Below are 24,869 nucleotides of genomic sequence, written 5' to 3' on the forward strand. Positions count from 1 at the left end.
TGGGTTCCCCCATTCGGAAATCTCTGGATCATAGCTTACTTACAGCTCCCCAAAGCATATCGGTGTTAGTCCCGTCCTTCATCGGCTCCTAGTGCCAAGGCATCCACCGTGCGCCCTTATTCACTTAACCTTTGACCTTACGGTCGGTTTTGAGTACTTCTTCTAGCGATAGAAGGTTGCTCAAGAAAATAAGCGTTGAACTTATTAAAAAACTCTTTTAACATTTCAACTCGGTGTGTGTTACTTGTTTTGATTATTTCTTCGATATCCAGTTTTCAATGAACAAAGCTTAACGACCATTGTCGTTAATGGAGCCTAGCGGGATCGAACCGCTGACCTCCTGCGTGCAAAGCAGGCGCTCTCCCAGCTGAGCTAAGGCCCCGGGTATTTACTTGAGAGTAGACCTCTCAAAACTGAACAAAGGCAAACGATGTGTAGTCTTCCGAAATATTCCTTAGAAAGGAGGTGATCCAGCCGCACCTTCCGATACGGCTACCTTGTTACGACTTCACCCCAATCATCTATCCCACCTTAGGCGGCTGGCTCCAAAAGGTTACCTCACCGACTTCGGGTGTTACAAACTCTCGTGGTGTGACGGGCGGTGTGTACAAGGCCCGGGAACGTATTCACCGCGGCGTGCTGATCCGCGATTACTAGCGATTCCGGCTTCATGTAGGCGAGTTGCAGCCTACAATCCGAACTGAGAGAAGCTTTAAGAGATTAGCTTAGCCTCGCGACTTCGCAACTCGTTGTACTTCCCATTGTAGCACGTGTGTAGCCCAGGTCATAAGGGGCATGATGATTTGACGTCATCCCCACCTTCCTCCGGTTTGTCACCGGCAGTCTCGCTAGAGTGCCCAACTAAATGATGGCAACTAACAATAAGGGTTGCGCTCGTTGCGGGACTTAACCCAACATCTCACGACACGAGCTGACGACAACCATGCACCACCTGTCACTTTGCCCCCGAAGGGGAAGCTCTATCTCTAGAGTGGTCAAAGGATGTCAAGACCTGGTAAGGTTCTTCGCGTTGCTTCGAATTAAACCACATGCTCCACCGCTTGTGCGGGCCCCCGTCAATTCCTTTGAGTTTCAACCTTGCGGTCGTACTCCCCAGGCGGAGTGCTTAATGCGTTTGCTGCAGCACTGAAGGGCGGAAACCCTCCAACACTTAGCACTCATCGTTTACGGCGTGGACTACCAGGGTATCTAATCCTGTTCGCTCCCCACGCTTTCGAGCCTCAGCGTCAGTTACAGACCAGAGAGCCGCCTTCGCCACTGGTGTTCCTCCATATATCTACGCATTTCACCGCTACACATGGAATTCCACTCTCCTCTTCTGCACTCAAGTCTCCCAGTTTCCAATGACCCTCCCCGGTTGAGCCGGGGGCTTTCACATCAGACTTAAGAAACCGCCTGCGCTCGCTTTACGCCCAATAAATCCGGACAACGCTTGCCACCTACGTATTACCGCGGCTGCTGGCACGTAGTTAGCCGTGGCTTTCTGGTTAGATACCGTCAAGGGATGAACATTTTACTCTCATCCTTGTTCTTCTCTAACAACAGAGTTTTACGATCCGAAAACCTTCTTCACTCACGCGGCGTTGCTCGGTCAGACTTTCGTCCATTGCCGAAGATTCCCTACTGCTGCCTCCCGTAGGAGTCTGGGCCGTGTCTCAGTCCCAGTGTGGCCGATCACCCTCTCAGGTCGGCTATGCATCGTTGCCTTGGTGAGCCGTTACCTCACCAACTAGCTAATGCACCGCGGGTCCATCCATCAGTGACGCAAAAGCGCCTTTCAACTTTCTTCCATGCGGAAAATAGTGTTATACGGTATTAGCACCTGTTTCCAAGTGTTATCCCCTTCTGATGGGCAGGTTACCCACGTGTTACTCACCCGTTCGCCACTCTTTTTCTTTCGGTGGAGCAAGCTCCGGTGAAAGAAAAAGCGTTCGACTTGCATGTATTAGGCACGCCGCCAGCGTTCGTCCTGAGCCAGGATCAAACTCTCATAATGATTTGTTTGAATGACCATACGGTCATTAAGCTCATAAAAATTAACTTTGCTAGCTATTGCTTGCATGTATTTGTTTCAATAAATTGAAACGTCCTACACATTGGTTCGTTTGCTTGCTTTGTTCAGTTTTCAAAGGTCTACCGTGCTGTGTTAGCAACTTTTATATCATATCAGAGTGACATTTAATTGTCAACTCTTTTTTTAAAGTTTTTTTCGCTCGTTGTTTTTCAACTTCGTAGCGGCTGTCTCAGCGACTTAATTAGAATAACAAATGATTTGTTATTTGTCAACAACTTTTTTCAATTAATTTTGTTGATCTATCAACATCAATTAACTATTTTAAAATTGCGACTTCGTTATAATATCATCTGTCGAGCTGTGCGTCAACTACTTTTTTTCAATTCTTTTTAGGAATTCATTTAGTCATTTGGCACATGTAATAATATACCAACTAAATCCCTTGCGGTCAATCATTTTCTATGGCTTTTTTCAATTTTTACAAACCCGTCTAATCGCATTGGATCCAGCTTTTATCGTTCGCATTTAATCCGTTTTCTGGCAACTTTCGTGGCGTTTTTCCCTCTAATTCCTCGCTGTTTTTCTCCCTGATCCAGCAGACAAGAAAAAAAGCCGCCCACCTCTTGCGAGTGGACGGAGTTTTTTTATCTCATTGTTGGGAATAATAAAACGTCGCGAATCGATTGCGCATCTGTCAACAGCATCACTAAGCGATCGATCCCGATCCCTAATCCACCAGTTGGCGGCATACCGTATTCAAGTGCTTCTAAGAAATCTTCATCCACCCCATGGGCTTCATCATTTCCTGCTTCACGCTCTTTTTCTTGCCCTTCAAAACGTTCTCTTTGATCGATTGGGTCATTTAGTTCCGTGAAGGCATTCGCAAATTCACGACCAACAATAAATAATTCAAAGCGGTCGGTAAAGCGTTCATCTTCTGGATTCTTTTTCGCTAATGGCGAAACTTCCACTGGATGACCGAAGACAAAGGTTGGCTGCTGTAACGTTTCTTCAACAAATGTCTCAAAGAATTCATTGATGATATGGCCAACAGTCATGGCATCATTGATTTCGACATGATGTTCTTTCGCTAAGCTGCGGGCTTCTTCAACGGACATTGGTTGCCAGAAATCAACACCTGTTTGATTTTTGATTGCATCGACCATATGGATTCGCGCAAAGTCGCTAGCTAGATCGACTTCTTGTCCATCGTATTGGATCGTTGCTGTGTGCAAGACTTTTTCAGCAGCATTACGGATAATGCCTTCGGTCAGATCCATCACATCTTTGAAATCTGTATATGCCGTATACGCTTCTAACATCGTAAACTCAGGATTATGGGTCGTATCGATGCCTTCATTTCGGAAAACGCGGCCGATCTCATAGACTTTTTCCATGCCGCCCACGATCAATCGTTTTAAGTGAAGCTCAAGAGCGATCCGTAAATACAGATCCATGTCTAAGGCATTGTGGTGGGTAATGAAGGGACGAGCCGCTGCACCACCTGCTTGATTATGCAATACTGGCGTTTCGACTTCGATATACCCATGACCGTCAAGGTAACGACGAATTTCGCTGATGATTTGGCTTCGTTTCATGAAACGATCAAAGCTTTCTTTATTACTGATCAAATCCAAGTAACGTTGACGGTAACGTTGTTCTACGTTCGTCAAGCCATGGTATTTGTCAGGCAATGGACGCAATGCTTTTGATAAGATCACGATTTCTTTGGCTTTGATGGTCACTTCACCGGTATCGGTCTTCATGATTTCACCAGATACGCCGAAGAAATCACCTAAGTCTGCGTGTTTGAATACTTCGTAAGGTTCATCCCCTACTTGGTCTTTACGTACATATATTTGAATACGGCCTTCGCGGTCTTGTAAATGCGCAAAACCAGCCTTACCTTTTCCACGTTTTGTAACGATTCTTCCTGCAATGCTTGCTGAAAGATTCATTTCGGCTAATTCTTCTTTGGTTCTTTGATCAAATAACTCATGTAACTCGGCAGAATTATGGGTGCGTTCGAATCGCTTGCCAAAAGGATCAATGCCTTCTTCCCGTAGTTTTTCCATCTTTTCACGGCGAACCAACATTTGATCATTCAATTCTTCTTGTGTTTGTCGTTCCTCTGTCACGAGTTTTCCTCCATTCTTAACTTGGGTTTCCTTCTTATAATGCCAATGATGACGCAAAAAATCAAGCCGAACTTTCGAATCGACTTGATTTGTTTCTTATTCCTTAAGAGTTGCTAGCGGCTGTTTTTCGATCTTTTCCACAAATGCATCTAATAAATCAAAAATCGTCTGCTTATCTTCCGCTTGGTTAATTGCCGCTTTGACTTTGGCTGCCCGCGAAATACCTTTTAAGTAGTACGCAGCATGTTGACGAAATTCTCGCGAAGCGATTTTTTCCCCTTTTAGCTCAGCCAAACGTTCTAAATGAAGTTTCGCTGTCGAAATTTTTTCTCGCGGTGTTGGTTCTGGCAATAACTCGCCTGTCTCCAAGTATTGCTTGGTGCGGTGGATCATCCATGGATTGCCTAACGCTGCCCGTCCGATCATCACTGCATCTGCACCGACTTCTTCCAACATTCGCTTGGCATCTTCAGGGGTTTTGACATCGCCATTGCCCATAAAGGGAATCGTGATACTTTGCTTCACTTGTTTCAACACGTCCCAATCTGCCGATCCTTCATACATCTGTACACGGGTTCTGCCATGCATACCGATCGCTGCGGCACCCGCTGCTTCTGCGGCTTGGGCATTTTCAACCGCAAAGATGTGCTGCTCATCCCAGCCGATCCGCATTTTGACGGTAACGGGCTTGTCGATCGCACTGGAAACAGCATGGACCATTTCATAAACCTTGTCGGGATCTAAAAGCCACTTCGCACCAGCTTCTGCTTTGATGATTTTGTTTACAGGACACCCCATGTTGATATCAATGATATCGGCAGTTGTGTTTTCTGCGACAAATTGCGCTGCTTCTACTAAGGATGCTTTATTCCCACCAAAAATCTGAATACTAAGAGGATGCTCGGTCTCGTCAATAAATAGCATCTCAAGGGTCTTCTTGTTCCGCAGTTGAATCCCTCGATCACTGATCATCTCACAGACGACTAAACCCGCGCCAAATTCTTTGACTGTCACACGAAACGCAGAATTGGTGATCCCTGCCATTGGCGCAACGACGACGCGGTTGGGAATCTCAACCGAGCCGATCTGCCATGTTTGTCTATCTTTCACTTACGCTTCCGCCTCTTTCTTCAATGCCGCCAATTCCGTTTCATCAAAATGATACTTGTTGCCACAAAACGAGCAGACTGCCTCTGCCCCGTGGTCTTCATCGATCATCGCTTGGATCTCATCAGCCCCCAAGGTAATGATCGCCGTCGCAAATTTTTCTTTCGTGCAATCACAATGGAACTGGACTGGCATTTTTTCTAGTACTTCGATCGTCGTGTCTGGCAACAATGTCGCTAAGATCTCTTCTGGTGATTGTCCTTCATCGATCAAGGTTGATACTCGAGGCAATTCTCCCAAACGTTTTTCGATGGCATCAATGATCTCTTCACTGGCACCAGGCATGATCTGCAGCATAAAGCCACCGGCTGCCCGAATTGAATCATCGGTTTCTACTAATACACTCAGACCAACAGCAGAAGGAATCTGTTCTGACACTGCTAAATAATAAGTAAAGTCTTCCCCAAGCTCCCCAGAGACGATCGGTGTTTGTCCAGAGAAGGGTTCTTTTAGCCCTAAGTCTTTGATCACGGTAAAGATCCCTTGGTCACCCACTGCGCCCCGAACGTCCAATTTCCCTTGAGGGTTCAACGGCAGACTGATCTGCGGATTTTTTATGTATCCTTTTACGTCCCCACGGCCATTGCTGTCTACGACGATTGCCCCAGCAGGACCATTTCCTTGAATTTTGACGGTCAATTTGTCTTCCCCTTTTAAGGTACTGCCTAATAACAAACTTCCCACCATCGCTCGCCCTAAAGCAGCGGATGCCGTATTCCATGTTTCATGGCGTCGTTGTGCTTCGGCGATCGTTTCTGTTGCCGATACTGCATATGCTCGGACGAAGCCGTCATATGCTAGTGCTTTTACTAAATAATCCTTCATCTTGATTCTCCTTTTTATTCATTAATGAATCATACTAGGAAGCGCCGCTTTTTTCAACTGAATGTGTTTGAATTTAAGGAAAGTCTTCTTAAATAGAAACAAAAAGGCACCGAGTTTCCTCGGTGCCTTGATACGTCTTGTTTTAGGCGTTATCATCTTTGTTTTCTTGATCAGTCGGTTGACTTTCGCTATTGCGGCGAACGTCTTCCAATTGTTGATCAAAATCGTTTGATGGTGCATCTTCGCTGTGTTTTTCTGCAGCTTGCTTCTCTGCATCTTTTTCTTCCAGCGCACGTTTCGCTTCTTCAAACGTTTGAGCTTTTTCACTAGGATACTCAGAGCTTTCGGTTCCTTCAGGCATTTTGCCTTCTTCAAACAAGGATTTGATTGCTTTGGCATCTAATGTTTCATGTTCAAGCAGTTTTTCAGCGATCAATTTGTGCTGTGCACGGTGTTCTTCAATGATTTCATGGGCTTTTTGATGAGCATCCATTAAAATCTTGCGAACTTCTTGATCGATTTCAAAGGCAACTTGTTCAGAGTAAGCTTTTGTTTGACCATAATCACGACCAACAAAGACTTGATGGTTTCCTTCATATTGAACTGGACCTAACTTGTCACTCATTCCATATTCTGTCACCATACTTCTTGCAAGCGCAGTTGCTTGTTCAAAGTCATTGGAAGCACCCGTTGATTGTACACCGAAGATGATTTCTTCAGCCGTACGACCACCAAGCAACCCAACGATTTGTTCAAACATATCTTCTTTGGTCATCAAGAATTGATCTTCTTTCGGCAAGGCGATCATATAACCACCCGCACGTCCCCGAGGAATGATCGTTACTTTGTGTACCACACGGGCACGACTTAAGACTAACCCAACAATGGTATGTCCTGCTTCATGGTAAGCAACCATTTCACGTTCGCGTTTGTTGATGACCCGGTCTTTCTTCGCAGGACCAGCGATCACGCGGTCTTCTGCTTCATCGATATCTGAAGCATCGATTTTTTTCTTGTTACGACGAGCAGCAACTAATGCCGCTTCGTTCAAGACGTTTTCCAGATCCGCACCAGCAAAGCCTGGTGTTTGTTGGGCAACGACTTTCAAATCAACATCATCTGATAAAGGTTTGTTGCGGGCATGGACACGGAGGATCGCTTCACGACCTTTCACGTCTGGACGACCAACCAAAATCTGACGGTCAAAACGACCTGGACGTAGCAACGCTGGATCTAAAACATCCGAACGGTTCGTTGCGGCAATGACGATCACGCCTTCATTCCCATCAAAACCATCCATTTCAACCAACAACTGGTTCAATGTTTGTTCCCGCTCATCATGTCCGCCACCCATACCGGCACCACGTTGGCGACCAACTGCATCGATTTCATCGATAAAGATGATGGCTGGTGCATTTTTCTTCGCTGTTTCAAATAAGTCACGCACCCGGCTTGCACCGACACCGACAAACATTTCAACGAAATCTGAACCAGAGATCGAGTAAAACGGTACGCCAGCTTCACCAGCAACGGCTTTGGCTAGTAACGTTTTCCCGGTTCCTGGAGGCCCCTCAAGTAAGACACCTGCTGGGATACGAGCACCTAATTCAACAAAGCGTCGAGGATCTTTCAAGAATTCCACGACTTCGACAAGCTCTTGTTTTTCTTCTTCTGCACCGGCTACGTCTGAAAAACGCACGCGGTTGGCTTTTTTATCCGCTTCTTTGGCTTTTGATTTGCCAAAGTTCATCACACGGCCGCCACCGCCACCGCCGCCACCTTGTTGGCTCATCATCATGTAGAAGAAGAAAATGATGATCACAAGTGGTAAGAAGCTAACCAAAAGCGATAACCAAATGCCGCTGTTGGATTCTTCTTCGATCGTGGTTTTGACCCCTTCTGCCGAGGCCAAACTGGTGACTTCGCTTAGTGTGGAATCATTCGGTAAAATGATCGTTGAAAAGCGGGTCGAACTCGCCTGTGTATTACCTAAAACAGACAAGCTGTTGTCATTGCTGACGGTTTGTTCTTCATTGTATTCACCCACGATTCGATACACACCGTTAGCGGGTTGAACAGTAAACTGTTTGATCTTCCCGTCTTTCAGCTGCTCTGTAAACGTGGAGTACTCGATCGTTGGGGTCTGCTGATTGCCATTTCCAAAAATGAAATATACGACCATGACCATCGCCAACAAGACAAGTACATAATATAAGGTATTTTTTACCATACCGTTATTTTTCTTATTCATGCGTACCTCCCTGGCTATTTTGTTTTATCAATCCTGACCATTTAATTGTATCACAATTGATTTAGAACAGTCACTAATTTGACTGATAAACACTAGGTTTTAAGACGCCAACGTAAGGTAAGTTTCGATATTGCTCTGCATAGTCCAGTCCATATCCAACAACAAACTCATTTGGCACATCGAAGCCGACATAATCTGCATCGATCTCAACGACACGACCTTCTGGCTTATCTAATAACGTTACGATTTTCACTGATTTCGCTTTACGGTATTTGAATAGATCCACCAGATAAGCCAATGTGCGACCGCTGTCAATGATGTCTTCAACGATCAAGAGATCACGGCCCTCAACATTTGTATCTAAATCTTTGATGATCTTGACTTCCCCAGATGAAATCATGGCATTGCCATAACTTGAGACATCCATGAAGTCTAACTCCAAGTAACAATCCATCTCACGAACGATGTCTGCCATGAAAGGAACGGCACCTTTCAGCACACCTACGACTAGAGGATTTTTATCCGCATAAGCCGCCGTTAATTCTTGACCAAGTTCCACACAACGATTTTTGATTTCGTCACGGGAAATCAAAATTTTCTCAATATCTTTATCTAGCATAAAGTTCTCCTTCCAACTCTTACTCCTGGTATTTATAAAGAAGTATGTAGTGTATTTTATCAGTTTCTGGCGCAATACTCAAATAGGAAAATGTATGAGGTAGTAAGGCAATCACCTCTTTTTCAAGGTTTGTGACGACCCAACTTTTTTCTCGCACTTCATTAGGAATTTTTGAATCGATAAAAAAACGACTGATCTTTTTGGTCAGACCACGCGCCAAGCGGATTCGGTCTCCCGGCTGGCGCTTACGCACCACCAGCTCAGAGGAATAGTTTAGCGGTAAATCTTGGGAAAACTCTGACCAATTTGTGATTTTTTTGGGAATATGCTGTTCATTTATCGGAAAATACCCAATCCATTCCTTTTCAGAAAGATAGATCCCCTCCCCTAAAACCAGTCGCTGACTAACTTCTGTCAACGGCGCTGCAGGCTTTTGGGGAACAGTAACAGGTTCCAATAACAATTGGTCATAACTGCGCCGCAGCTGCCACTGTTTGTGCAACGCCAATTGCCATTGCCCTTTCTTTTCATCTAGCAGACGCAATAACTGCGGCAGCTGTTTTTGATTGAGGGGCTGTTTCGTAAAAGCCTCTGCTTGCTGTAAAAAACCCGCATAGAAAAAATAGCGTTGCGCTGGCGAAAACGTCGGCAGCTGCTGCAGATTGATCACTAAGCGAGCAGCTTGCTGTTGAACGAATGCAGACAACCATTGCTGCTGCTCTTGTTGGATCAGCTGATTGGCGAACTGTACTTCTTCAGAAAGCTGTTGAAAATGCGGCAGCAGCTGCGGATTTTCCGCTTTTAAGGCTGGCACTACTTGCTGGCGTAGTCGGTTTCGCAAATACAGCGGTTCGTGATTGCTTTCGTCTTCAAAGTAGGGAATCTGCTGTGCTTGCGCATAGTCGTAAATCGCTGCCTTGCTGACAGTAAGCAGTGGACGCAACAAGATCCCTGTGTGAAAAGGCTGCTGCTGTTTCATCCCGCCAGCCGATCGCAAGCGACCTTCTCGCATCATCTTCATCAACATCGTTTCTACTTGGTCATCACTGTGGTGAGCAGTCAGCAAAACATCATAGCCTTCTTGAGACATGACGTCGGCAAAAAATGTATAGCGAAAGTTTCGAGCGCTAGCTTCTACGCCGGTTTCTGGCGGATTTTCCCAGCACCGTTCATAAAAAGGAATACCGCGTTCTTGGCAGTACTGCCGTAAAAAAGCCGCTTCCTTGGCAGATGCTGGACGCAATTGATGGTTCACATGCGCCACACCAAAACATGGCTCTTTTTGCATTTCAGGAAACAACTGACAAAAGATCTGCAACAAGACCATCGAATCGACGCCCGTCGATACCGCCAGCAAAAAGCGGCGTTTTTTTTCAGGATCGATGGCAGTGAGTTGCGCTTGAACGGTTTGAATGACCATCGTTTGACCTCCTTCTCATTTGGTAATCCCACAAGAAAGAAAGCTGAAACAAAACGAACCAACAGTTTTGTTCCAGCTTTTTCCAACTTGCTATTCATGTTTAGTTACGGCGTCCGCCGCGGCCACCGCGTTTTCCTTCTGTATTTCGACGTAATGACGAAAGACGATCATCACTATCTTTTAGAAAAGAACTCATCAATGAATCGAAGTCTTGTTTATTTACATTCGTATTTTGATTGCGTGAAAAAGATTTTTTCGGATTTGGTCGATTGAATTCTTTTTTCGGGTATTCACGTTTTTCTTCCGGTTTATCTTCTGCTTTGCGGATCGATAGGCCGATTTTTCCATCGTTGCCGATTGCCGTAACAAGTACTGTCACTTCATCCCCAACAGACAACACGTCGTGAATGTCTTTGACGAATCCGTTTGATACTTCACTGATATGCACCAAACCAGTTTTCCCTTCACCAAGATCAATGAACGCACCAAAATTTGTAATACCAGACACTTTGCCCTTTAGTTTCGCTCCAACTTCGATTGACATATAAAAAATGTTCCTCCTAATTTTTACCCATTTAAAATAATTCAAACTACTGCGCTGAGTAGGTATGACATTGCTTAATCTTGTGACTCTGTGGATGATGATTCTTGTCCGCTTTGCGAAGAACGCTCATTGGTGTTTTGAGAATCCGTCCCGTCTGGCAAGACTGGATAGATTTTTTCGCCATCTTTTGAGTAGAAGAATCGGCTGCGGGCCAATTTTGCCACATACTCATCGTCTTGCAGCAAGGCAACGTCTCGCTCCAGTGAAGCCACCTTTTGTTCTGCCTCTTTTTGTTCGGCGACTGTTTCCGCCTTATATTCCTTTAGCTTTTGCAGGCGCATTTGATCGTTGAACATTTGAATCCCTACGATCGCAAATATCGCTAATGCCGCCACGAAAAACGCCACCAGCCGACGTCGGCGAAACACGACTTGCCGCCGCTCTTTTTCAAACTTGGCAAATTGCTCTTTCGCATAATCGGTCTGCAATAGTTCTATTTTTTTATTTGATTCTTTTGCCACCTGAACTCGCTCCCGTCGCTGTCTTTGTTTTTTACATTATACCAACATCCGCAAAGCTTGTCTAACTGAAAATGCCGTAAAAATCAAGCATTTTCTGAGATTCTTTCCTCTGAAACGATCTCATACATTTTTGCAGCGTCTTCTTTTTTCGTCGATTCATGCAATTCATTGACTTTTACTTCCAAGACCTTATTCCCGAATTGAATGCGCATGGTATCGCCTACTTTGACGTCACTGCTTGACTTGGCTAATTTGCCGTTGATCTGAATGCGTCCCTTGTCTGCCACTTCTTTGGCCACAGAGCGACGCTTGATGATGCGGGAGATTTTAAGAAATTTATCTAATCTCATGTTTTTCACCTCTTCTTAATAGTTTCTTTCCAAATGGAACTAACAGCCATTCGCGAATCGTTAACAATTTGATTTTGATCGCTGCCCCGATAAAGGCTGCGCCTCCCAGACCGACACCGCCTAGGCAAAAAAGCAGTGCCTGTAGTCGATGGGTCAAAGGACCGTTCAATAAGATCGCAACGAAGCTATAATATAAGAATAGCACGCTTGCCATGATCCCTAAACAAATAAATAGTTTTTTTCCATAATTTCCTTCATGCCAAAAGTGATTGATGCTGCTTTTTGCTCGACGCTGTTCGGAAACCACAAAACAGCATAAGGTCGCGCCTAACCCCAACAGCGTACTGATACTCGCTCCTGCAGTCCCATAAGAAGCAGTCAGCGGCCACATCGATAGACATTTGATCAAAAGACCGATCCCCGCAGCCAGCAAGCCGAAGGTATAGGTATTGCGACTTTGTTGAATGCTTTGATAGGCTTGGATCGTCGCCATCAGAGCGATGGAAAAGACAAACAATACCAGCGCCGCATTGCCAGAACCGTCTTTGAATAAGGCAAAGTTAATATAAGGCAGCAAAATCGCTAAGCCCACGGCGGAAGCCGAAGCAATCCCGATCGTCAGGCGCAAATACATTTTTGCCGACTTTTCAAACAGCTGCTGATTTTTCACCGTCAAATACTTGGTCAACGTTGGCAAAAACGTCGAGCTTAACGCCATCGCCACCACAAGACCTAGTTGGACGAGGGGTTGTCCGCGATCATAGATCCCTTTTGAAATTCGGGCTGCTTGTGCCGTCATCCCCCCCGCTTCCAGCGCATTGGTCAATAAAAACGAATCCGCTAACTGGAACAAGATCAAATAGCCGCTATAAATCGTCAACAGACCGCCTTCTAAGAAGAACCGTTTCTTCAACGAGGCGGATAAACCAGCGGGATTTTCTCCTGTACTGGTGACTGGTTTATGCCATAGCGATAGGCGTTTGCCGTTGATTTGTCGGCTATAATAACTTAAGATCCACCACGCCGCAAGGCCCCCGACTAAGGCACCCATCATGGCGACAGTCCCCGTTTGATAAATCGTCCAGCCCAATTGCTGGAAAGCTGCCGCAGCACCTAAAATCACACCAACTCTAAGCAGCTGCTCTACGACTTGGGAAACTGCTGTCGGCACCATTTGCAAATTTCCTTGAAACATTCCTCGATAAAAGGTCAAAGGCGGGACAAATAAGAAGGTAAAAGAAACGACTCGAATCAAGCCCGACAGTTGGTGGTCCCCCATCACTTGTGCGATCGGACCAGCAAATAAAAAGGTCACCGCCCATAAACCGATCGCAGACCAAAGCACGAAAGGCGTCAACGCTTGCAGCCGTTCCTTGCTTTTCAAAGGATCGGGTTCTTCAGCGACGATGCGGGAGATAAACTGTGGCAACCCTGACAACGCTAACGTCATCGCCAATCCATAAATCGGATAGACTTGTTGATACACATAAAACCCTTCGTCCCCTACCAGGTTCTGAAAAGGGACCCGATAAACGGCACTTAAGATTTTTGCGATAAAGGAAGCGATCGTTAAAATAAACGCCCCTTCCATCGTACGCTTCAATTGTGATTTCGGCATCCCGCTGGTTCCTTTCTAGCCTTGGCTGGCGTATTTTTGTTCCCGTAACGCTTTGACAAAATCTTGGATTTCTAATAGCCAGGTGCTTTCCTTCATCACTGGCGGAATCTGTAATTTGATGGTCATTTGCTCATGATCGACACCCATCGTGGCTTTTAATTTAGTAGCTTTCAATGCTTCAAACAGCTGCTCCACCGAATAATTTTTCGTGCCGACTTTACTCAAAGTAAACGACACCGTCTGCTGCTGCTTGCGGATAGTTTCTAACAAGGCACGATCGCCGTTCATTTTGATCTCGCCCACCGTTAAGAGATGCGCCACTTCTACAGGGTATTCACCGAAACGGTCTAACAGATCATCTTGAAGTTCATCAACTGCTTCTTGGGATTCCAGCTCACGAATTCGTTTGTAGATCTCGATTTTTTGCCGTTCGTCTTCAATATACGAAGTCGGTAAGTAGGCATCGATCCCCAGATCGATCTCGACGGTCGTTTTTTCTGTTTGGGTATTTTTCCCTTGTTTCCGAGTGACTGCTTCAGAAAGCATTTGCGAGTACATGTCAAACCCGACTGCATCGATAAAGCCGTGCTGCTGCGCCCCCAATAGATTTCCCGCTCCACGAATCGAAAGATCTCGCATCGCGATTTTGAAACCTGAACCTAACTCGGTAAAGTCCTTAATGGCTTGCAGCCGTTTTTCACTGACTTCATTCAACACTTTTTGCTGTTCATACATGAAATACGCATAGGCGACCCGATTGCTCCGACCGACACGGCCGCGCAGCTGATACAACGTCGAAAGCCCCATGTAATCGGCATTTTCCACAAACAACGTATTGGCATTGGGAATATCCACACCGGTTTCAATGATCGTCGTCGTCACCAACACATCGTATTGCCCTTCAATAAAGTCAAACAAGGTGTTTTCCAATTGGATCTCGGTCATTTGCCCGTGGGCATAAGCGATTCGTGCGTCTGGCACTAACGCCTGCAGTTCTTCGACTTTCCGCTCGATCGTATCGACACGATTATAGAGATAAAACACTTGACCTCCCCGTGCCATCTCCCGTTGGATCGCTTCTCGCACCGCTCCTGGATTCATCTCCATCACATAGGTTTGGATCGGGTAACGATTTTCTGGTGGTGTTTCGATCACAGATAGGTCCCGTACCCCCAGCATCGACATATGCAATGTTCGTGGGATCGGCGTTGCCGTCAACGTCAACACATCGACTTGCGAACGCAGTTGTTTCAAGCGCTCTTTGTGTTTGACCCCAAACCGTTGTTCTTCATCGATCACCAACAAGCCCAAATCAGCAAACTCGACATCTTTTGACAATAATCGGTGGGTCCCCACCAAAATATCGACTTGCCCTTTGCGCACTTGCTCGATCGTTTCATTCTGCTGTTTTTTCGTCCGAAAACGACTCAGTACCCCAACATTGACGGGGAATCCTTCAAAACGATCGACCATCGTTTCATAGTGCTGCTGCGCCAAGATCGTTGTCGGTACTAAGAAAGCCACTTGTTTGCTTTCTTTGATCGCTTTAAAAGCAGCCCGCAGCGCCACTTCTGTTTTCCCAAAACCGACATCCCCGACTAACAAGCGGTCCATCGGCTTTTCTTTTTCCATATCCCGCTTGATCTCTGCCGTACTGCGCAGCTGATCATCAGTTTCCGAATACGGAAAGGCATCTTCAAATTCTTTTTGATAGGCATCGTCTGGTTGAAAAGCATAGCCTTTTTCTGATTCGCGTTTGGCATACAATAAAATCAAATCATCTGCGATGTCTTCAATTTTAGCCGTCACTTTGCGCTTGGTCTTCGCCCACTCGCTGCCACCTAATTTATTGATTTTCGGTGTTTTCGATTCGGAAGCCACATATTTTTGAATCAAATTCAATTGGGTGACTGGAATAAAGAGCTTGTCTTCGTTTTGGTACAAGATCGTCATGTAATCTTGGTGGACGCCATCGACTTCTAAGGTTTCCATGCCGATGTACTTCCCGATCCCATGATTCGCATGGACGACATAATCGCCCGCTTTTAACTCATTGTAGCTTTTGAGCCGTTCCGCATTAGTGACATTTTGCCTGCGGGCTCTTTTTTTGTTCATCTTTTGGAAAATTTCTTTTTCCGTAACCACCACTAGCTTGTCTTGCGGCATTTCAAAGCCGCTTTGCAAACGTTCCACCACGATTTGGGTGCGTCCCGTAAACAGGCGATCTTGTTGCGTCTGCACGGCATAGATATCATGATCTCGCAGATCTTGCTCTAACTTCTTGGCCCGCTCTTGATCACTGACCAGAAAAATCACCGTCTGCTGCTGCTTCTCCCAGCGATCGATTTCAACTTTCAAGAGACCCATTTGGCTGAAAAACTGCTGCATCGGCCGGTATTGGAATTGATGGATCGCTTGGAAGCGAATGTTCCCCATTCCTTTTTGGAATAAAGAAAAGAAGCTGGTCACAAAGGTTTCTTTTTGCAGCAGCTGATGGACATCGATCCCGAATTGCTGTTCAGAAAAGACTCGCAGCTCCGCTAATTTTTGGGTATGCCACTCCGCCTCTTCCCGTTCGATCTCACGATTGGTCTCCATGATCCGAGCATAATCATCGATCATCAAAAAGGCATCTTCAGAAAAATAATCTAAGACACTCGTTTGCTGACGATACAGTAAATCCGTGTAATAACGGGCACTTTCACCAGGAATCCCCGCTTGCCATTGAGAAGCCAACTGGCCAAAATAATCTTCTAAAAAGGCGCGATCGGTTGCTTCTTTGGTGACTGCCAACCGTTTGTTCAATAATTCTTGCAGCTGCTTTTGCCCCGCAGCTAAATCTTCCGCTGAGAAAACCAATTCGGTAGTGGGTAAAATAGCCACTTGCTGCAGCGTTTCCACTGAGCGTTGCGTTTCCACGTTGAAAGAACGCATCGAGTCGATTTCTACATCGAATAACTCGATCCGTACGGGATATTCGGCGTTTAATGGATAAATATCGAGGATGCTCCCACGAATACTGAATTCGCCAGGTTTGCCAATCATTGACTGACGTTCGTAACCCATCAAGATCAATTGTTGCGGCAAACGCTCTAAATCGATCTCATCGCCGATCTGCCATTGAAATTGATTGGCTAACCAGGTTTTCTTTTCAGGCAAATACTTTCGCAAAGCCGCCACCGGCAACACATAGATCCCCGTTTTTCCTTGAGAAACAGCATTCAGCGCTGCCACGCGTTCTTCTCTGGCTTCTGGTGAAGAAAAAGCCATTTCGGCTGACAACACTTCATCCACTGGAAAAACGTAGACATCTTCCGTCACATTGCGCAGATCTTCGGCTAGTTGATTTGTATAATAGAGATTTGGTGTCACGACGATCACTTGTTTTTGAAATGCCTGATACACACCAGTGATCGCTAATGTTTTTGCCGATCCAGCTAGACCGGTCAGTAATTGCCGGGGGGCCTGTTCACGTAAACCTGTATGCCAAGCCGCCACTGTCGGCACTTTATTTATTAATTCAATTAAATCCATCTCGGCCCTCCTTAGTTAAATCGATTCATTGTGGCAAGAAAGTCGCCGTTGGTCAAGTAATCACTACTTGCCTCGACCGCTTTATCAATACTTTGTAAAACGATGGGCAGATCGTCTTTTGCAAAAGGACTCAGGACATGATTGACCACGGTTTGTCCTGAACGTGGACGATCGATCCCGATTTTGATACGGTTAAAGACTGTTGAATCCAAATGAGCGATCAAACTCTTGATCCCATTGTGGCCACCTGCACTGCCTTTTTGGCGCAAACGAATTTTCCCTAATGCTAAATCGAGGTCATCATAGACCACCACTAGTTCTTCTTGGTAGATGCCAAAATAGGTCATCAACGGGCCTACCGCACGACCGGATTCATTCATGAAAGTTTGTGGTTTGACCAAAAGGATTTTTTCACCATTCAAGAAAAACTCTGCCACCTCTGCTTCAAAAGCCGACTTTTTAAAGGTTGCTTGGTACTTTTGTGCCAACGCATCCACTACCATAAAGCCAACATTATGTTTGGTTTTTTCATATTTTTTGCCAGGATTTCCCAAGCCTACAATCATTTTCATTTTTTATTTACGCTCCATTATTTCTAGTTTCAAGCTGATTCTTCATCTATTTTATCGGTTTTCTTATCCAAACACAAAATACTGGGCACACAAATGCGCCCAGTTCTTTTGCTTAGGTAATTATAACACGAAATGGACTGTTATGGTGGCACCCTCTTGCTCAGTTTTTATCTTTCTTAACGAATCTTAATAAAACCTTGATATATCTTCTTTTTGACGTAATAACAAAGAAAGCATTTACAACTGAAACAGCGATATTTTGTGTAATATTGTTGTGCAAATCACATGACAAACATACTTGAAAATGGTAGGATGATAGCGAGTAAAACAATTATGCGGAAGGAATGATACACAGATGACTGCAAAAACGAACAAAAAAGATCACCAAAAGGTAATTCTTGTTGGAGACGGTGCGGTTGGTTCTAGTTACGCGTTTGCGCTGGTGACCCAAAACATTGCGCAAGAAGTCGGAATCATTGATATAAATACAGCAAAAACAGAAGGCGACGCAATTGACTTGTCCCATGCTTTGGCATTTACTTCCCCTAAAAAAATCTATGCCGCTTCTTATGAAGATGCACATGATGCTGATTTAGTCGTTATTACTGCTGGTGCGCCTCAAAAACCAGGCGAAACCCGTTTAGACTTAGTTCATAAAAACTTGAAAATCAACCGTGAAGTAGTTACCCAAATCGTTGATTCAGGCTTTAACGGAATTTTCTTAGTTGCAGCAAACCCAGTCGATATTTTGACTTATTCTACTTGGAAATTCTCAGGCTTCCCGAAAGAACGCGTTATCGGTTCAGGTACCTCATTAGACTCTGCCCGTTTCCGTCAAGCATTGGCTGAATTGGTCGATGTCGATGCCCGTAACGTCCATGCCTATATCTTAGGGGAACACGGCGATTCAGAATTCCCTGTTTGGTCTCATGCCAACGTAGCTGGCCTACAAATCTATGAATGGGTCAAAAACAACCCAGACATCGATGAAGAAGCAATGGTCAACATTTTCTTTAGTGTTCGTGATGCAGCCTACACCATCATCGAGAAAAAAGGTGCGACCTTCTACGGGATCGCGGTAGCCTTAGCACGGATCACTCGTGCGATCTTAGACGATGAAAATGCTGTTCTCCCATTATCTGTGTACATGAACGGCGAATACGGCTTAAACGACTTGTACATCGGTGCGCCTGCAGTCATCAATGCCCAAGGGATTCAAAAAGTAATTGAGATCCCATTAACAGATGGTGAAAAAGACCGGATGGCCGCTTCGGCAAAACAATTAAAAGATATTCTTGATGAAGCTTTTGCAAAATTAGATGCGGAAGACAATCAATAATTTCTTTTCCCTCGTGTTAGATAGTCAAATTTAGTTAGTCAATTATGCGACTGAACGAATCCTCTAGCTCACTCTTTTTCAGAACCCTTTGATCAAGATGGCTTGCTGCCGATTCGTTCAGTTTTTTTATCGTAAGAAATGCGTTTCTACAGCTTACCTAAAGATAGTTTAAGAATTTTCTATTTTTCATGGAAGTTTCATTTGCCATATTCGCTTTCCCGTGGGAATATGGTATGATTTAAGCGTTATTATCTATTATGCCATTAGAAAAAAGGAGTAGTTGAATGACTCGTTCAAACAAACATACTGACGCCAAGAATAATACGAAGAAAATTGTTCTGATCGTTGTGGCTGCTTTACTCGTCGTGATCGCTGGCGGCTATACCTACCGAAGTACATATTATGCAAACCGTTTTCTACCAAAGACTGAAATCGATGGGATCGACATCAGCAACAAAACCGTCGCTGAGGCCAATGCCCTGCTGCATGATCGCTATTCACAAGAAGACTTTACCATCAAAGATGGTGATAGCGAATGGAAAACAGTCAACCTTGCTCAATTTGGTTTGCAGACGGATTTCACCGATGAGCTGCAATCATTAAAAGATGAACAAAATCAGTGGAGCTGGGGAATGGCTTATGTTTCGGCTGCCGAAGAAAAGAAGCTAGACAATCTCTCAGTAGACCAAGACACCTTGACTAGCGAGACCAACACGATCCAAAAAGAACTCGAAACCTTAAATGAAGATCGTACCAAATCGGCTGATGCCACGTTGGAAAAAGGCGAAGACGGTTTTTCTATCAAACCAGAAGTTGACGGCGATGCCATCGATGTTGACAAAGCAGTGGCAGACTTGCAAGAAGCCATCGTCAGCGGCGAAAAGGAATTAAATCTCGTTGATTATGTCACAAAACCAAGTGTGACCGCCGATGATCCAGACTTAACGAAAGAAATGGATTCGTTGAATAAAATCGCCAAAGTAACTGGCAATTATACGATCAACGGAAATACGTTTCAAATCCCAAGAGAAACGATCATGGATTGGCTCTCTTATAAAGACGGCAACACAACGATCGACGAAGACAAAGTAAGAAGCTATGTCACATCGATCGGCGAACAATACAATACTAGCACCAATTCTTCGACCTTCAAAAGTACCAAGCAAGGCGAAGTGACCGTCCCAGCCGGTACTCTTAGCTGGACGATCCAAACCGATGCAGAAACAGAAGCCTTGATCGAGGCGTTAAAAGCTGGCGAAGACTTCACCCGCACACCGATCGCTCAAGGAAGCACCGATGCAGGCAGCCCGCTGTTTGGCAACACCTATATCGAAGTTGATCTAAAAAACCAACACATGTGGTATTACAAAGATGGCGAGTTAGTGTTGGATACGAAAATTATCTCTGGGAAACCAGCCACACCAACACCAACTGGCGTCTTCTATGTCTGGAACAAAGAAGAAGATGCAACCTTGACTGGTGAAGATTATGCATCCCCTGTTGATTACTGGATGCCCATCGATTGGACCGGTGTCGGTATCCATGATTCTGATTGGCAGACGGAATACGGTGGCGATCTTTGGAAAACCCGTGGTTCTCACGGCTGTATCAATACTCCGCCAGGCGTGATGAAAGAATTGTACAGCAAAGCCGAAGTCGGTACACCCGTGATCGTGATTTAATCAAAAAAAGAATCAAACCTTTTTATAGACGAACCAAAAGCTGCAAAAGAAAAATCTTTTGCGGCTTTTTTGTTGTCTCCCAAATGTTCCTATTTACAAAGAACGTTTTAATTAATATACTTAATTAACCATTTTAATTAATAAGGAGAATCATTTTGGAAAAAGTCGTTTTTATTGATCGTTCTACTTTGGCTGGAAGTCTGATCAAAATTTTCGCCCGCAACATCCAGCTGCTGTCCGAGGATCAAATCAGTGTAACTGTTGTGACACCAGAACGTCTGGCGAATTATCGTTTTGCGCAAGAAAAACTCGTTTTGGTCGATCCCTTGCTTTCTTTAACAGATCCGATGATCAAGCAGGCCATCCCACCACGCATCAATCGCCTTTCGTTTCCCGTCAATCATTACAGCGGGATGAATACTGAAGCCATTCTAGAATTGATCCAACAAGCATAACCTAAAAAGGCGGACGGAAACCAATGGTTTCTGCCGCCTTTTCTCATGCCACTTCCCCTTTGTTAGACAATCGCTTCTTCTTGTTCTAACAAAGTAACTTGCTCTCCTTTGTCTTGCAGTGCAGCAACGTGCATCGTGCCCCACTGGCAAAGAGTATCCAATAAGCCGCCTAAGGTTTCTCCATATTCACTCAAGGAATACTCAACTTTAGGTGGTACTTGATTATAGGACTTGCGAGTAACGATGTCAGACTCTTCTAATTCCCGCAATTGCTGGGTCAACATTTTTTGACTGATGCCAGGGATCTTCCGCCGTAAATCACTGGGACGTAATGCCCCATGGCGTAAATTACAAAGAATGATTGGTTTCCACTTCCCGCCGATGACATCCATGGTTGCTTCAACACCGATATTATAAATTTTTTCTGCCATTTTTTTCACCTCATTACGCTTGATACCACACAAAGGTTACCAAAAGGTGGGTATCAAACAAAAAAGTACGTACTATACAGTATTACCACCTCATTATATGATGATACCAGAAAAAAATAAAGGAGATGTTTTTATGATCGAAAAATTATCAGATACCGTCACCCTGAACAACGGCAGCGAAATCCCCGGGTTGGGGTTAGGTGTCTTTCAAATCCCTGAAGCTGACACAGCAGAGGTCGTGAAGCAAGCGATTATCAATGGCTATCGCTTGATTGATACAGCAGCGATTTACGGCAATGAAATAGGAACAGGGGCAGGAATCAAACAAGGCTTACAAGAAACGGGGTTGGCTCGTGAAGAACTCTTTGTCACTTCCAAACTTTGGAACGATCATTTAACTTATGATGAAACGATCCACGCCTTCAATGAAAGTCTGGCACGCTTAAACCTCGAGTATCTCGACTTGTACTTGATCCATTGGCCAGGAAATCAAGCATTTCAAGAGTCCCGGCGTGCCTTGGAAGACCTCTATGCGGCAGGAAAAATCAAAGCGATCGGGGTCAGCAACTTCCAGATCCATCATCTGGAGCAATTATTGGCCATTGCTAAGGTCGTTCCTGTTATCAATCAGATCGAGCTGCATCCCAAACTGACGCAGCAAGACCTGCGGGCTTTTTGTGGCGAAAAAGCAATTGCGATCCAAGCTTGGTCGCCATTGATGCAAGGCAAACTGCTGAAAGATGACACCGTCTTGGCGATCGCCGATGCACAGCAAAAATCAGCGGCACAAGTGCTTTTACGCTGGGCTATTCAACAAGGGATCTTAGTCAACGTCAAATCGACGCACCCCGAGCGAATGATCGCTAATGCAGCGATTTTTGATTTCCATTTATCAGAAGCTGACATGGCCCGCTTGAACGCATTAAATGAAGACTTACGAGTGGGTCCAGATCCAGACACATTCGATTTTCATTAACCAAACGATATACTAAACAAAACCTTAGGAGGAAGTATAATGACAAAAACAAACACAGGCTTTTCAATGGTTAACCACGTGGGAATCACCGTCAGCAATCTCGAACGTTCCATCCAATTTTATGAAGCATTAACGGGAAAGAAAATCGCCAATCAAGATACGATCGGTGGCAAACGCATGGCGCAAACGCAAGGATTAGCAGATACACTGATCAAATATGCCAATCTTCATTTAGACAATCTCAACATCGATCTTTTAGAATACGTCGAACCAAAATCCAACAAAGCTAGCTATTCCAATGAGCAAATCAGCGCGATGCATCTTTGTTTTGAAGTCGAAAATATTGATGAAGCCGTTGCTCGTCTAAAAGCCATTGGCGTTGAGCCTGACGGCACCCCCATCGTTTTTGAAGCACAAGACGGTTTGAAAAGCGGCTTTGGGACAGGCGTCGCCTACTTTACAGATCCAGACGGCACCAATCTTGAATTGATTGCACCAAAAGGCCCTTTTCAACGGGGATAAAAAAACGGATGGCGCTGCAAATCGCCATCCGTTTTTTTTGCTAGAAGCACGTATTTTTCGATTGTTCCCCTTCATAGAAGCGTTCATAGCGGATACAATAAGTATGTACTCATCTTTAGCGGCTTCACTTACTTATCCAACAAATCGCACGTGAAAGGTAGTGATCTCGATCGATATTGGACTTTTGTTGTTGATTTTTACGGGTATTTTTTTCATCGTCTTCTGGTGCTTTTACCGAGAAGAACCCAATTATGTATTCGGCTTTCGCACCAAGCGCAGTACAGCCAGTGTCAGCAATTGGCGTTTTGCCCAGCAGTGGTTCTCCCTGTTAGCGATGCTCTTTCTAGGCGGGGTCGTTTTATTGCAGCGCAACGAGCTGATCGCAGAGGCTTTTTACCAAGTAGCCGTTTTTGGCAGCTATCTTCTAGCAGCGCTACTCGTAGAAACGGCACTGTATCTCAAAGATTCACGCACAAGCACCAAAAAGTAAGACAAAAAAGACATTCCAGCGAATGTCTTTTTTCTATTGTTTATTTTGATGATGGATCGTGATCCCCAACACCAAGGCTAAAATCCCTGAAACCACCCAGATGGTGCGGTGGAATAAGAAAATCCCTAGCAAGCTGCTTAAGACTGCACCAAAAAAGAAGCCGCCGATGATCAAGGAAATAGAAATGATCTTGGGTGTCACTGATCGGTCCTTCTTAAACCAGCGCATGTACAAATAATCAGCCAGTGAACGTAAGTTGCCGGTGGTCATCGTGGTGGCATAGGGCATCCCTGCCAATCGACGATAGGCGGCATATTGAATCGCTGCAAAAAAAGATAACCCCGAATCGATCATGACATTGGGTAATGATCGAGCAAAAAAGCCCAGAACCAAAATACCGATTGCTTCAAAGATTAATGCGGCATTTTGCCACACGATCCAGCCCCCTGTCGGAAAATGATGCTGCAGATAATTCGTCACTACGATCCCCACTAAAAACATGAAGATTGGTGGCAGATATCGAAAGGCTTGTTCAAACTGCCCCGTTGAAAGATTGATCCCTAACAAAATGACATTCCCCGACTGCATACTTGCAAACACTTCCCCGTGAAACAAGTAGGTATACGCATCTAAAAAACCGCCCGCCATAGCAAGAAGAATCCCCACCGGTAAACTTTCATGCACGACAAACTCCGATTTGCTTTTGACACTGCTCAAACTTTTTTCCATTGGTTTCGCCTCTTGTTTTTATACTTTCTGACAGCTTACTGCTTAAAAAACGTCGACAACTCGTTATGTTTTGCGGCGTTTAGGTGACTTTTTCGATAGCTGACAAATCAACCACCCCAAAAGAACGGCGGTCAGTGCTCCCGCTGAATCCAGCATGACATCTTGAAAAAGCGGCGTCCGTCCTCCCGTCAGCATTTGATGGTATTCATCGATCCCAGCGTAGCCGGTGGCTGCCAACCAAGCAAAAAAAGCGGCTAGCCAATAGGGCGTACGGCGATAAACGAGAACGAAGAACAAACTGCCCCCTAAGACAAAATAAGTGAAGAAATGCGCACCTTTGCGAATGAAAAATTCCACAAATGAGAAATAGCCTTTTTCCGCAATACTGATCTCCGACCCAGCATAGGAAAAAGAGATCGTCTCCAACCAATCTTTCAATGGTTCGTTTTTTAAGATACGTGAAAGCAACCCGATTTGAGATTGCTGCTCATAGGTTTGTGAAGAGCTGATAAAGAGGATGACCATTACCGCAATTGCGATACAAAAGTAAAAGTTCGGTTCTTTCAGTAATTTTTTCATAGTTTTCACTCCTCATTTTCCTATCTTACCATTTTCATTTGGTGATGCAACTGTTTTTCCAGCAAACCGTGG

At 44.9% G+C, this 24,869-nt stretch carries 21 protein-coding genes, 1 tRNA gene and 1 rRNA gene; 6 read left to right on the forward strand and 17 right to left on the reverse strand.

What is annotated here, in order from left to right; translation table 11 throughout:
* Positions 1 to 309: 309 nt before the first annotated feature.
* The 14 genes from A5867_RS17135 to pth form a co-directional block, all read right to left on the reverse strand.
* A tRNA-Ala gene (locus A5867_RS17135) sits at positions 310 to 382 on the reverse strand.
* Between the two features lie 76 nt (positions 383 to 458).
* Positions 459 to 2,017: ribosomal RNA gene (locus A5867_RS17140) — 16S ribosomal RNA — on the reverse strand.
* Positions 2,018 to 2,679: 662 nt separating this feature from the next.
* The gene (gene lysS / locus A5867_RS17145; RefSeq protein WP_034858661.1) at positions 2,680 to 4,173 is read right to left on the reverse strand and encodes a lysine--tRNA ligase; all 1,494 of its coding nucleotides are present in this window, start codon (positions 4,171 to 4,173) and stop codon (positions 2,680 to 2,682) included.
* A 96-nt stretch (positions 4,174 to 4,269) separates the two neighbouring features.
* Positions 4,270 to 5,283 carry a tRNA dihydrouridine synthase DusB gene (gene dusB, locus A5867_RS17150; protein ID WP_087628086.1) on the reverse strand — a complete coding sequence of 338 codons (1,014 nt, stop codon included), beginning with the start codon at positions 5,281 to 5,283 and terminating at the stop codon, positions 4,270 to 4,272.
* Positions 5,284 to 6,165, reverse strand: a complete 882-nt coding sequence (gene hslO / locus A5867_RS17155) for an Hsp33 family molecular chaperone HslO (RefSeq protein WP_005230756.1) — start codon at positions 6,163 to 6,165, stop codon at positions 5,284 to 5,286. It abuts the gene before it with no gap.
* A 142-nt stretch (positions 6,166 to 6,307) separates the two neighbouring features.
* Entirely contained in the window at positions 6,308 to 8,416 is a 2,109-nt protein-coding gene (gene ftsH, locus A5867_RS17160; RefSeq protein ID WP_010749000.1) for an ATP-dependent zinc metalloprotease FtsH, read from the reverse strand.
* A 73-nt stretch (positions 8,417 to 8,489) separates the two neighbouring features.
* A complete protein-coding gene (gene hpt / locus A5867_RS17165; RefSeq protein WP_005230750.1) occupies positions 8,490 to 9,035 on the reverse strand; it encodes a hypoxanthine phosphoribosyltransferase in 546 nt (181 codons plus the stop codon).
* A 19-nt stretch (positions 9,036 to 9,054) separates the two neighbouring features.
* Positions 9,055 to 10,455, reverse strand: a complete 1,401-nt coding sequence (gene tilS / locus A5867_RS17170; protein ID WP_087628087.1) for a tRNA lysidine(34) synthetase TilS — start codon at positions 10,453 to 10,455, stop codon at positions 9,055 to 9,057.
* A gap of 100 nt (positions 10,456 to 10,555) precedes the next feature.
* Positions 10,556 to 10,999 (reverse strand): S1 domain-containing RNA-binding protein, encoded by a 444-nt coding sequence (locus tag A5867_RS17175; RefSeq protein ID WP_010748998.1) that lies wholly within the window; start codon positions 10,997 to 10,999, stop codon positions 10,556 to 10,558.
* 74 nt (positions 11,000 to 11,073) lie between these two features.
* The gene (locus A5867_RS17180; RefSeq protein ID WP_005230746.1) at positions 11,074 to 11,520 is read right to left on the reverse strand and encodes a septum formation initiator family protein; all 447 of its coding nucleotides are present in this window, start codon (positions 11,518 to 11,520) and stop codon (positions 11,074 to 11,076) included.
* Between the two features lie 83 nt (positions 11,521 to 11,603).
* Positions 11,604 to 11,870 carry an RNA-binding S4 domain-containing protein gene (locus A5867_RS17185; protein WP_005230745.1) on the reverse strand — a complete coding sequence of 89 codons (267 nt, stop codon included), beginning with the start codon at positions 11,868 to 11,870 and terminating at the stop codon, positions 11,604 to 11,606.
* Positions 11,857 to 13,488, reverse strand: coding sequence for a polysaccharide biosynthesis protein (locus tag A5867_RS17190; RefSeq protein ID WP_087628088.1), 1,632 nt, complete (start codon positions 13,486 to 13,488; stop codon positions 11,857 to 11,859). Before A5867_RS17190 ends, A5867_RS17185 begins: the two co-directional genes overlap by 14 nt.
* Before the next feature lie 15 nt (positions 13,489 to 13,503).
* Positions 13,504 to 17,022: a transcription-repair coupling factor gene (mfd, locus tag A5867_RS17195; protein ID WP_016608449.1), complete on the reverse strand. Its 3,519-nt coding sequence runs from the start codon at positions 17,020 to 17,022 to the stop codon at positions 13,504 to 13,506.
* An 11-nt stretch (positions 17,023 to 17,033) separates the two neighbouring features.
* Positions 17,034 to 17,594, reverse strand: coding sequence for an aminoacyl-tRNA hydrolase (pth, locus tag A5867_RS17200; protein WP_087628089.1), 561 nt, complete (start codon positions 17,592 to 17,594; stop codon positions 17,034 to 17,036).
* A gap of 355 nt (positions 17,595 to 17,949) precedes the next feature.
* Between pth and A5867_RS17205 the strand changes: the two genes are divergently transcribed.
* The 3 genes from A5867_RS17205 (at position 17,950) to A5867_RS17215 (ending at position 21,070) form a co-directional block, all read left to right on the forward strand.
* Entirely contained in the window at positions 17,950 to 18,933 is a 984-nt protein-coding gene (locus A5867_RS17205) for an L-lactate dehydrogenase (RefSeq protein WP_005230720.1), read from the forward strand.
* Between the two features lie 284 nt (positions 18,934 to 19,217).
* The gene (locus A5867_RS17210) at positions 19,218 to 20,615 is read left to right on the forward strand and encodes a L,D-transpeptidase family protein (RefSeq protein WP_087628090.1); all 1,398 of its coding nucleotides are present in this window, start codon (positions 19,218 to 19,220) and stop codon (positions 20,613 to 20,615) included.
* A 155-nt stretch (positions 20,616 to 20,770) separates the two neighbouring features.
* The gene (locus tag A5867_RS17215) at positions 20,771 to 21,070 is read left to right on the forward strand and encodes a hypothetical protein (RefSeq protein ID WP_087628091.1); all 300 of its coding nucleotides are present in this window, start codon (positions 20,771 to 20,773) and stop codon (positions 21,068 to 21,070) included.
* A gap of 62 nt (positions 21,071 to 21,132) precedes the next feature.
* Here A5867_RS17215 and A5867_RS17220 read toward each other — a convergent pair whose 3' ends face one another.
* A complete protein-coding gene (locus A5867_RS17220; RefSeq protein ID WP_016608452.1) occupies positions 21,133 to 21,501 on the reverse strand; it encodes a helix-turn-helix domain-containing protein in 369 nt (122 codons plus the stop codon).
* 133 nt (positions 21,502 to 21,634) lie between these two features.
* On the opposite strand from A5867_RS17220, the gene A5867_RS17225 reads away from it, so the two are divergent.
* From A5867_RS17225 to A5867_RS17235, 3 genes are all read left to right on the forward strand, one after another.
* On the forward strand, positions 21,635 to 22,477 hold the full coding sequence (locus A5867_RS17225) for an aldo/keto reductase (RefSeq protein ID WP_087628092.1): 843 nt from the start codon (positions 21,635 to 21,637) through the stop codon (positions 22,475 to 22,477).
* Positions 22,478 to 22,516: 39 nt separating this feature from the next.
* On the forward strand, positions 22,517 to 22,999 hold the full coding sequence (locus A5867_RS17230; RefSeq protein WP_087628093.1) for a VOC family protein: 483 nt from the start codon (positions 22,517 to 22,519) through the stop codon (positions 22,997 to 22,999).
* Positions 23,000 to 23,159: 160 nt separating this feature from the next.
* Positions 23,160 to 23,489: an SdpI family protein gene (locus A5867_RS17235; RefSeq protein WP_016608455.1), complete on the forward strand. Its 330-nt coding sequence runs from the start codon at positions 23,160 to 23,162 to the stop codon at positions 23,487 to 23,489.
* 33 nt (positions 23,490 to 23,522) lie between these two features.
* Here the strand turns inward: A5867_RS17235 and A5867_RS17240 are convergent, their stop codons facing one another.
* Positions 23,523 to 24,218 (reverse strand): YoaK family protein, encoded by a 696-nt coding sequence (locus tag A5867_RS17240; RefSeq protein WP_015510508.1) that lies wholly within the window; start codon positions 24,216 to 24,218, stop codon positions 23,523 to 23,525.
* A gap of 63 nt (positions 24,219 to 24,281) precedes the next feature.
* On the reverse strand, positions 24,282 to 24,797 hold the full coding sequence (locus tag A5867_RS17245) for a VanZ family protein (protein WP_015510509.1): 516 nt from the start codon (positions 24,795 to 24,797) through the stop codon (positions 24,282 to 24,284).
* Positions 24,798 to 24,869 lie beyond the last annotated feature (72 nt).

This window comes from Enterococcus sp. 6D12_DIV0197 (assembly GCF_002174385.1).
Taxonomy (GTDB): domain Bacteria; phylum Bacillota; class Bacilli; order Lactobacillales; family Enterococcaceae; genus Enterococcus_D; species Enterococcus_D casseliflavus.

Bases quoted from the DNA above. Each gene is read 5' to 3' on its own strand.
- hslO (WP_005230756.1), bottom strand. From the start codon at position 6,165: ATGAAGGATTATTTAGTAAAAGCACTAGCATATGACGGCTTCGTCCGA.
- ftsH (WP_010749000.1), bottom strand. From the start codon at position 8,416: ATGAATAAGAAAAATAACGGTATGGTAAAAAATACCTTATATTATGTA.
- hpt (WP_005230750.1), bottom strand. From the start codon at position 9,035: ATGCTAGATAAAGATATTGAGAAAATTTTGATTTCCCGTGACGAAATC.
- tilS (WP_087628087.1), bottom strand. From the start codon at position 10,455: ATGGTCATTCAAACCGTTCAAGCGCAACTCACTGCCATCGATCCTGAA.
- A5867_RS17175 (WP_010748998.1), bottom strand. From the start codon at position 10,999: ATGTCAATCGAAGTTGGAGCGAAACTAAAGGGCAAAGTGTCTGGTATT.
- A5867_RS17185 (WP_005230745.1), bottom strand. From the start codon at position 11,870: ATGAGATTAGATAAATTTCTTAAAATCTCCCGCATCATCAAGCGTCGC.
- A5867_RS17190 (WP_087628088.1), bottom strand. From the start codon at position 13,488: ATGCCGAAATCACAATTGAAGCGTACGATGGAAGGGGCGTTTATTTTA.
- mfd (WP_016608449.1), bottom strand. From the start codon at position 17,022: ATGGATTTAATTGAATTAATAAATAAAGTGCCGACAGTGGCGGCTTGG.
- pth (WP_087628089.1), bottom strand. From the start codon at position 17,594: ATGAAAATGATTGTAGGCTTGGGAAATCCTGGCAAAAAATATGAAAAA.
- A5867_RS17205 (WP_005230720.1), top strand. From the start codon at position 17,950: ATGACTGCAAAAACGAACAAAAAAGATCACCAAAAGGTAATTCTTGTT.
- A5867_RS17210 (WP_087628090.1), top strand. From the start codon at position 19,218: ATGACTCGTTCAAACAAACATACTGACGCCAAGAATAATACGAAGAAA.
- A5867_RS17220 (WP_016608452.1), bottom strand. From the start codon at position 21,501: ATGGCAGAAAAAATTTATAATATCGGTGTTGAAGCAACCATGGATGTC.
- A5867_RS17225 (WP_087628092.1), top strand. From the start codon at position 21,635: ATGATCGAAAAATTATCAGATACCGTCACCCTGAACAACGGCAGCGAA.
- A5867_RS17230 (WP_087628093.1), top strand. From the start codon at position 22,517: ATGACAAAAACAAACACAGGCTTTTCAATGGTTAACCACGTGGGAATC.
- A5867_RS17240 (WP_015510508.1), bottom strand. From the start codon at position 24,218: ATGGAAAAAAGTTTGAGCAGTGTCAAAAGCAAATCGGAGTTTGTCGTG.
- A5867_RS17245 (WP_015510509.1), bottom strand. From the start codon at position 24,797: ATGAAAAAATTACTGAAAGAACCGAACTTTTACTTTTGTATCGCAATT.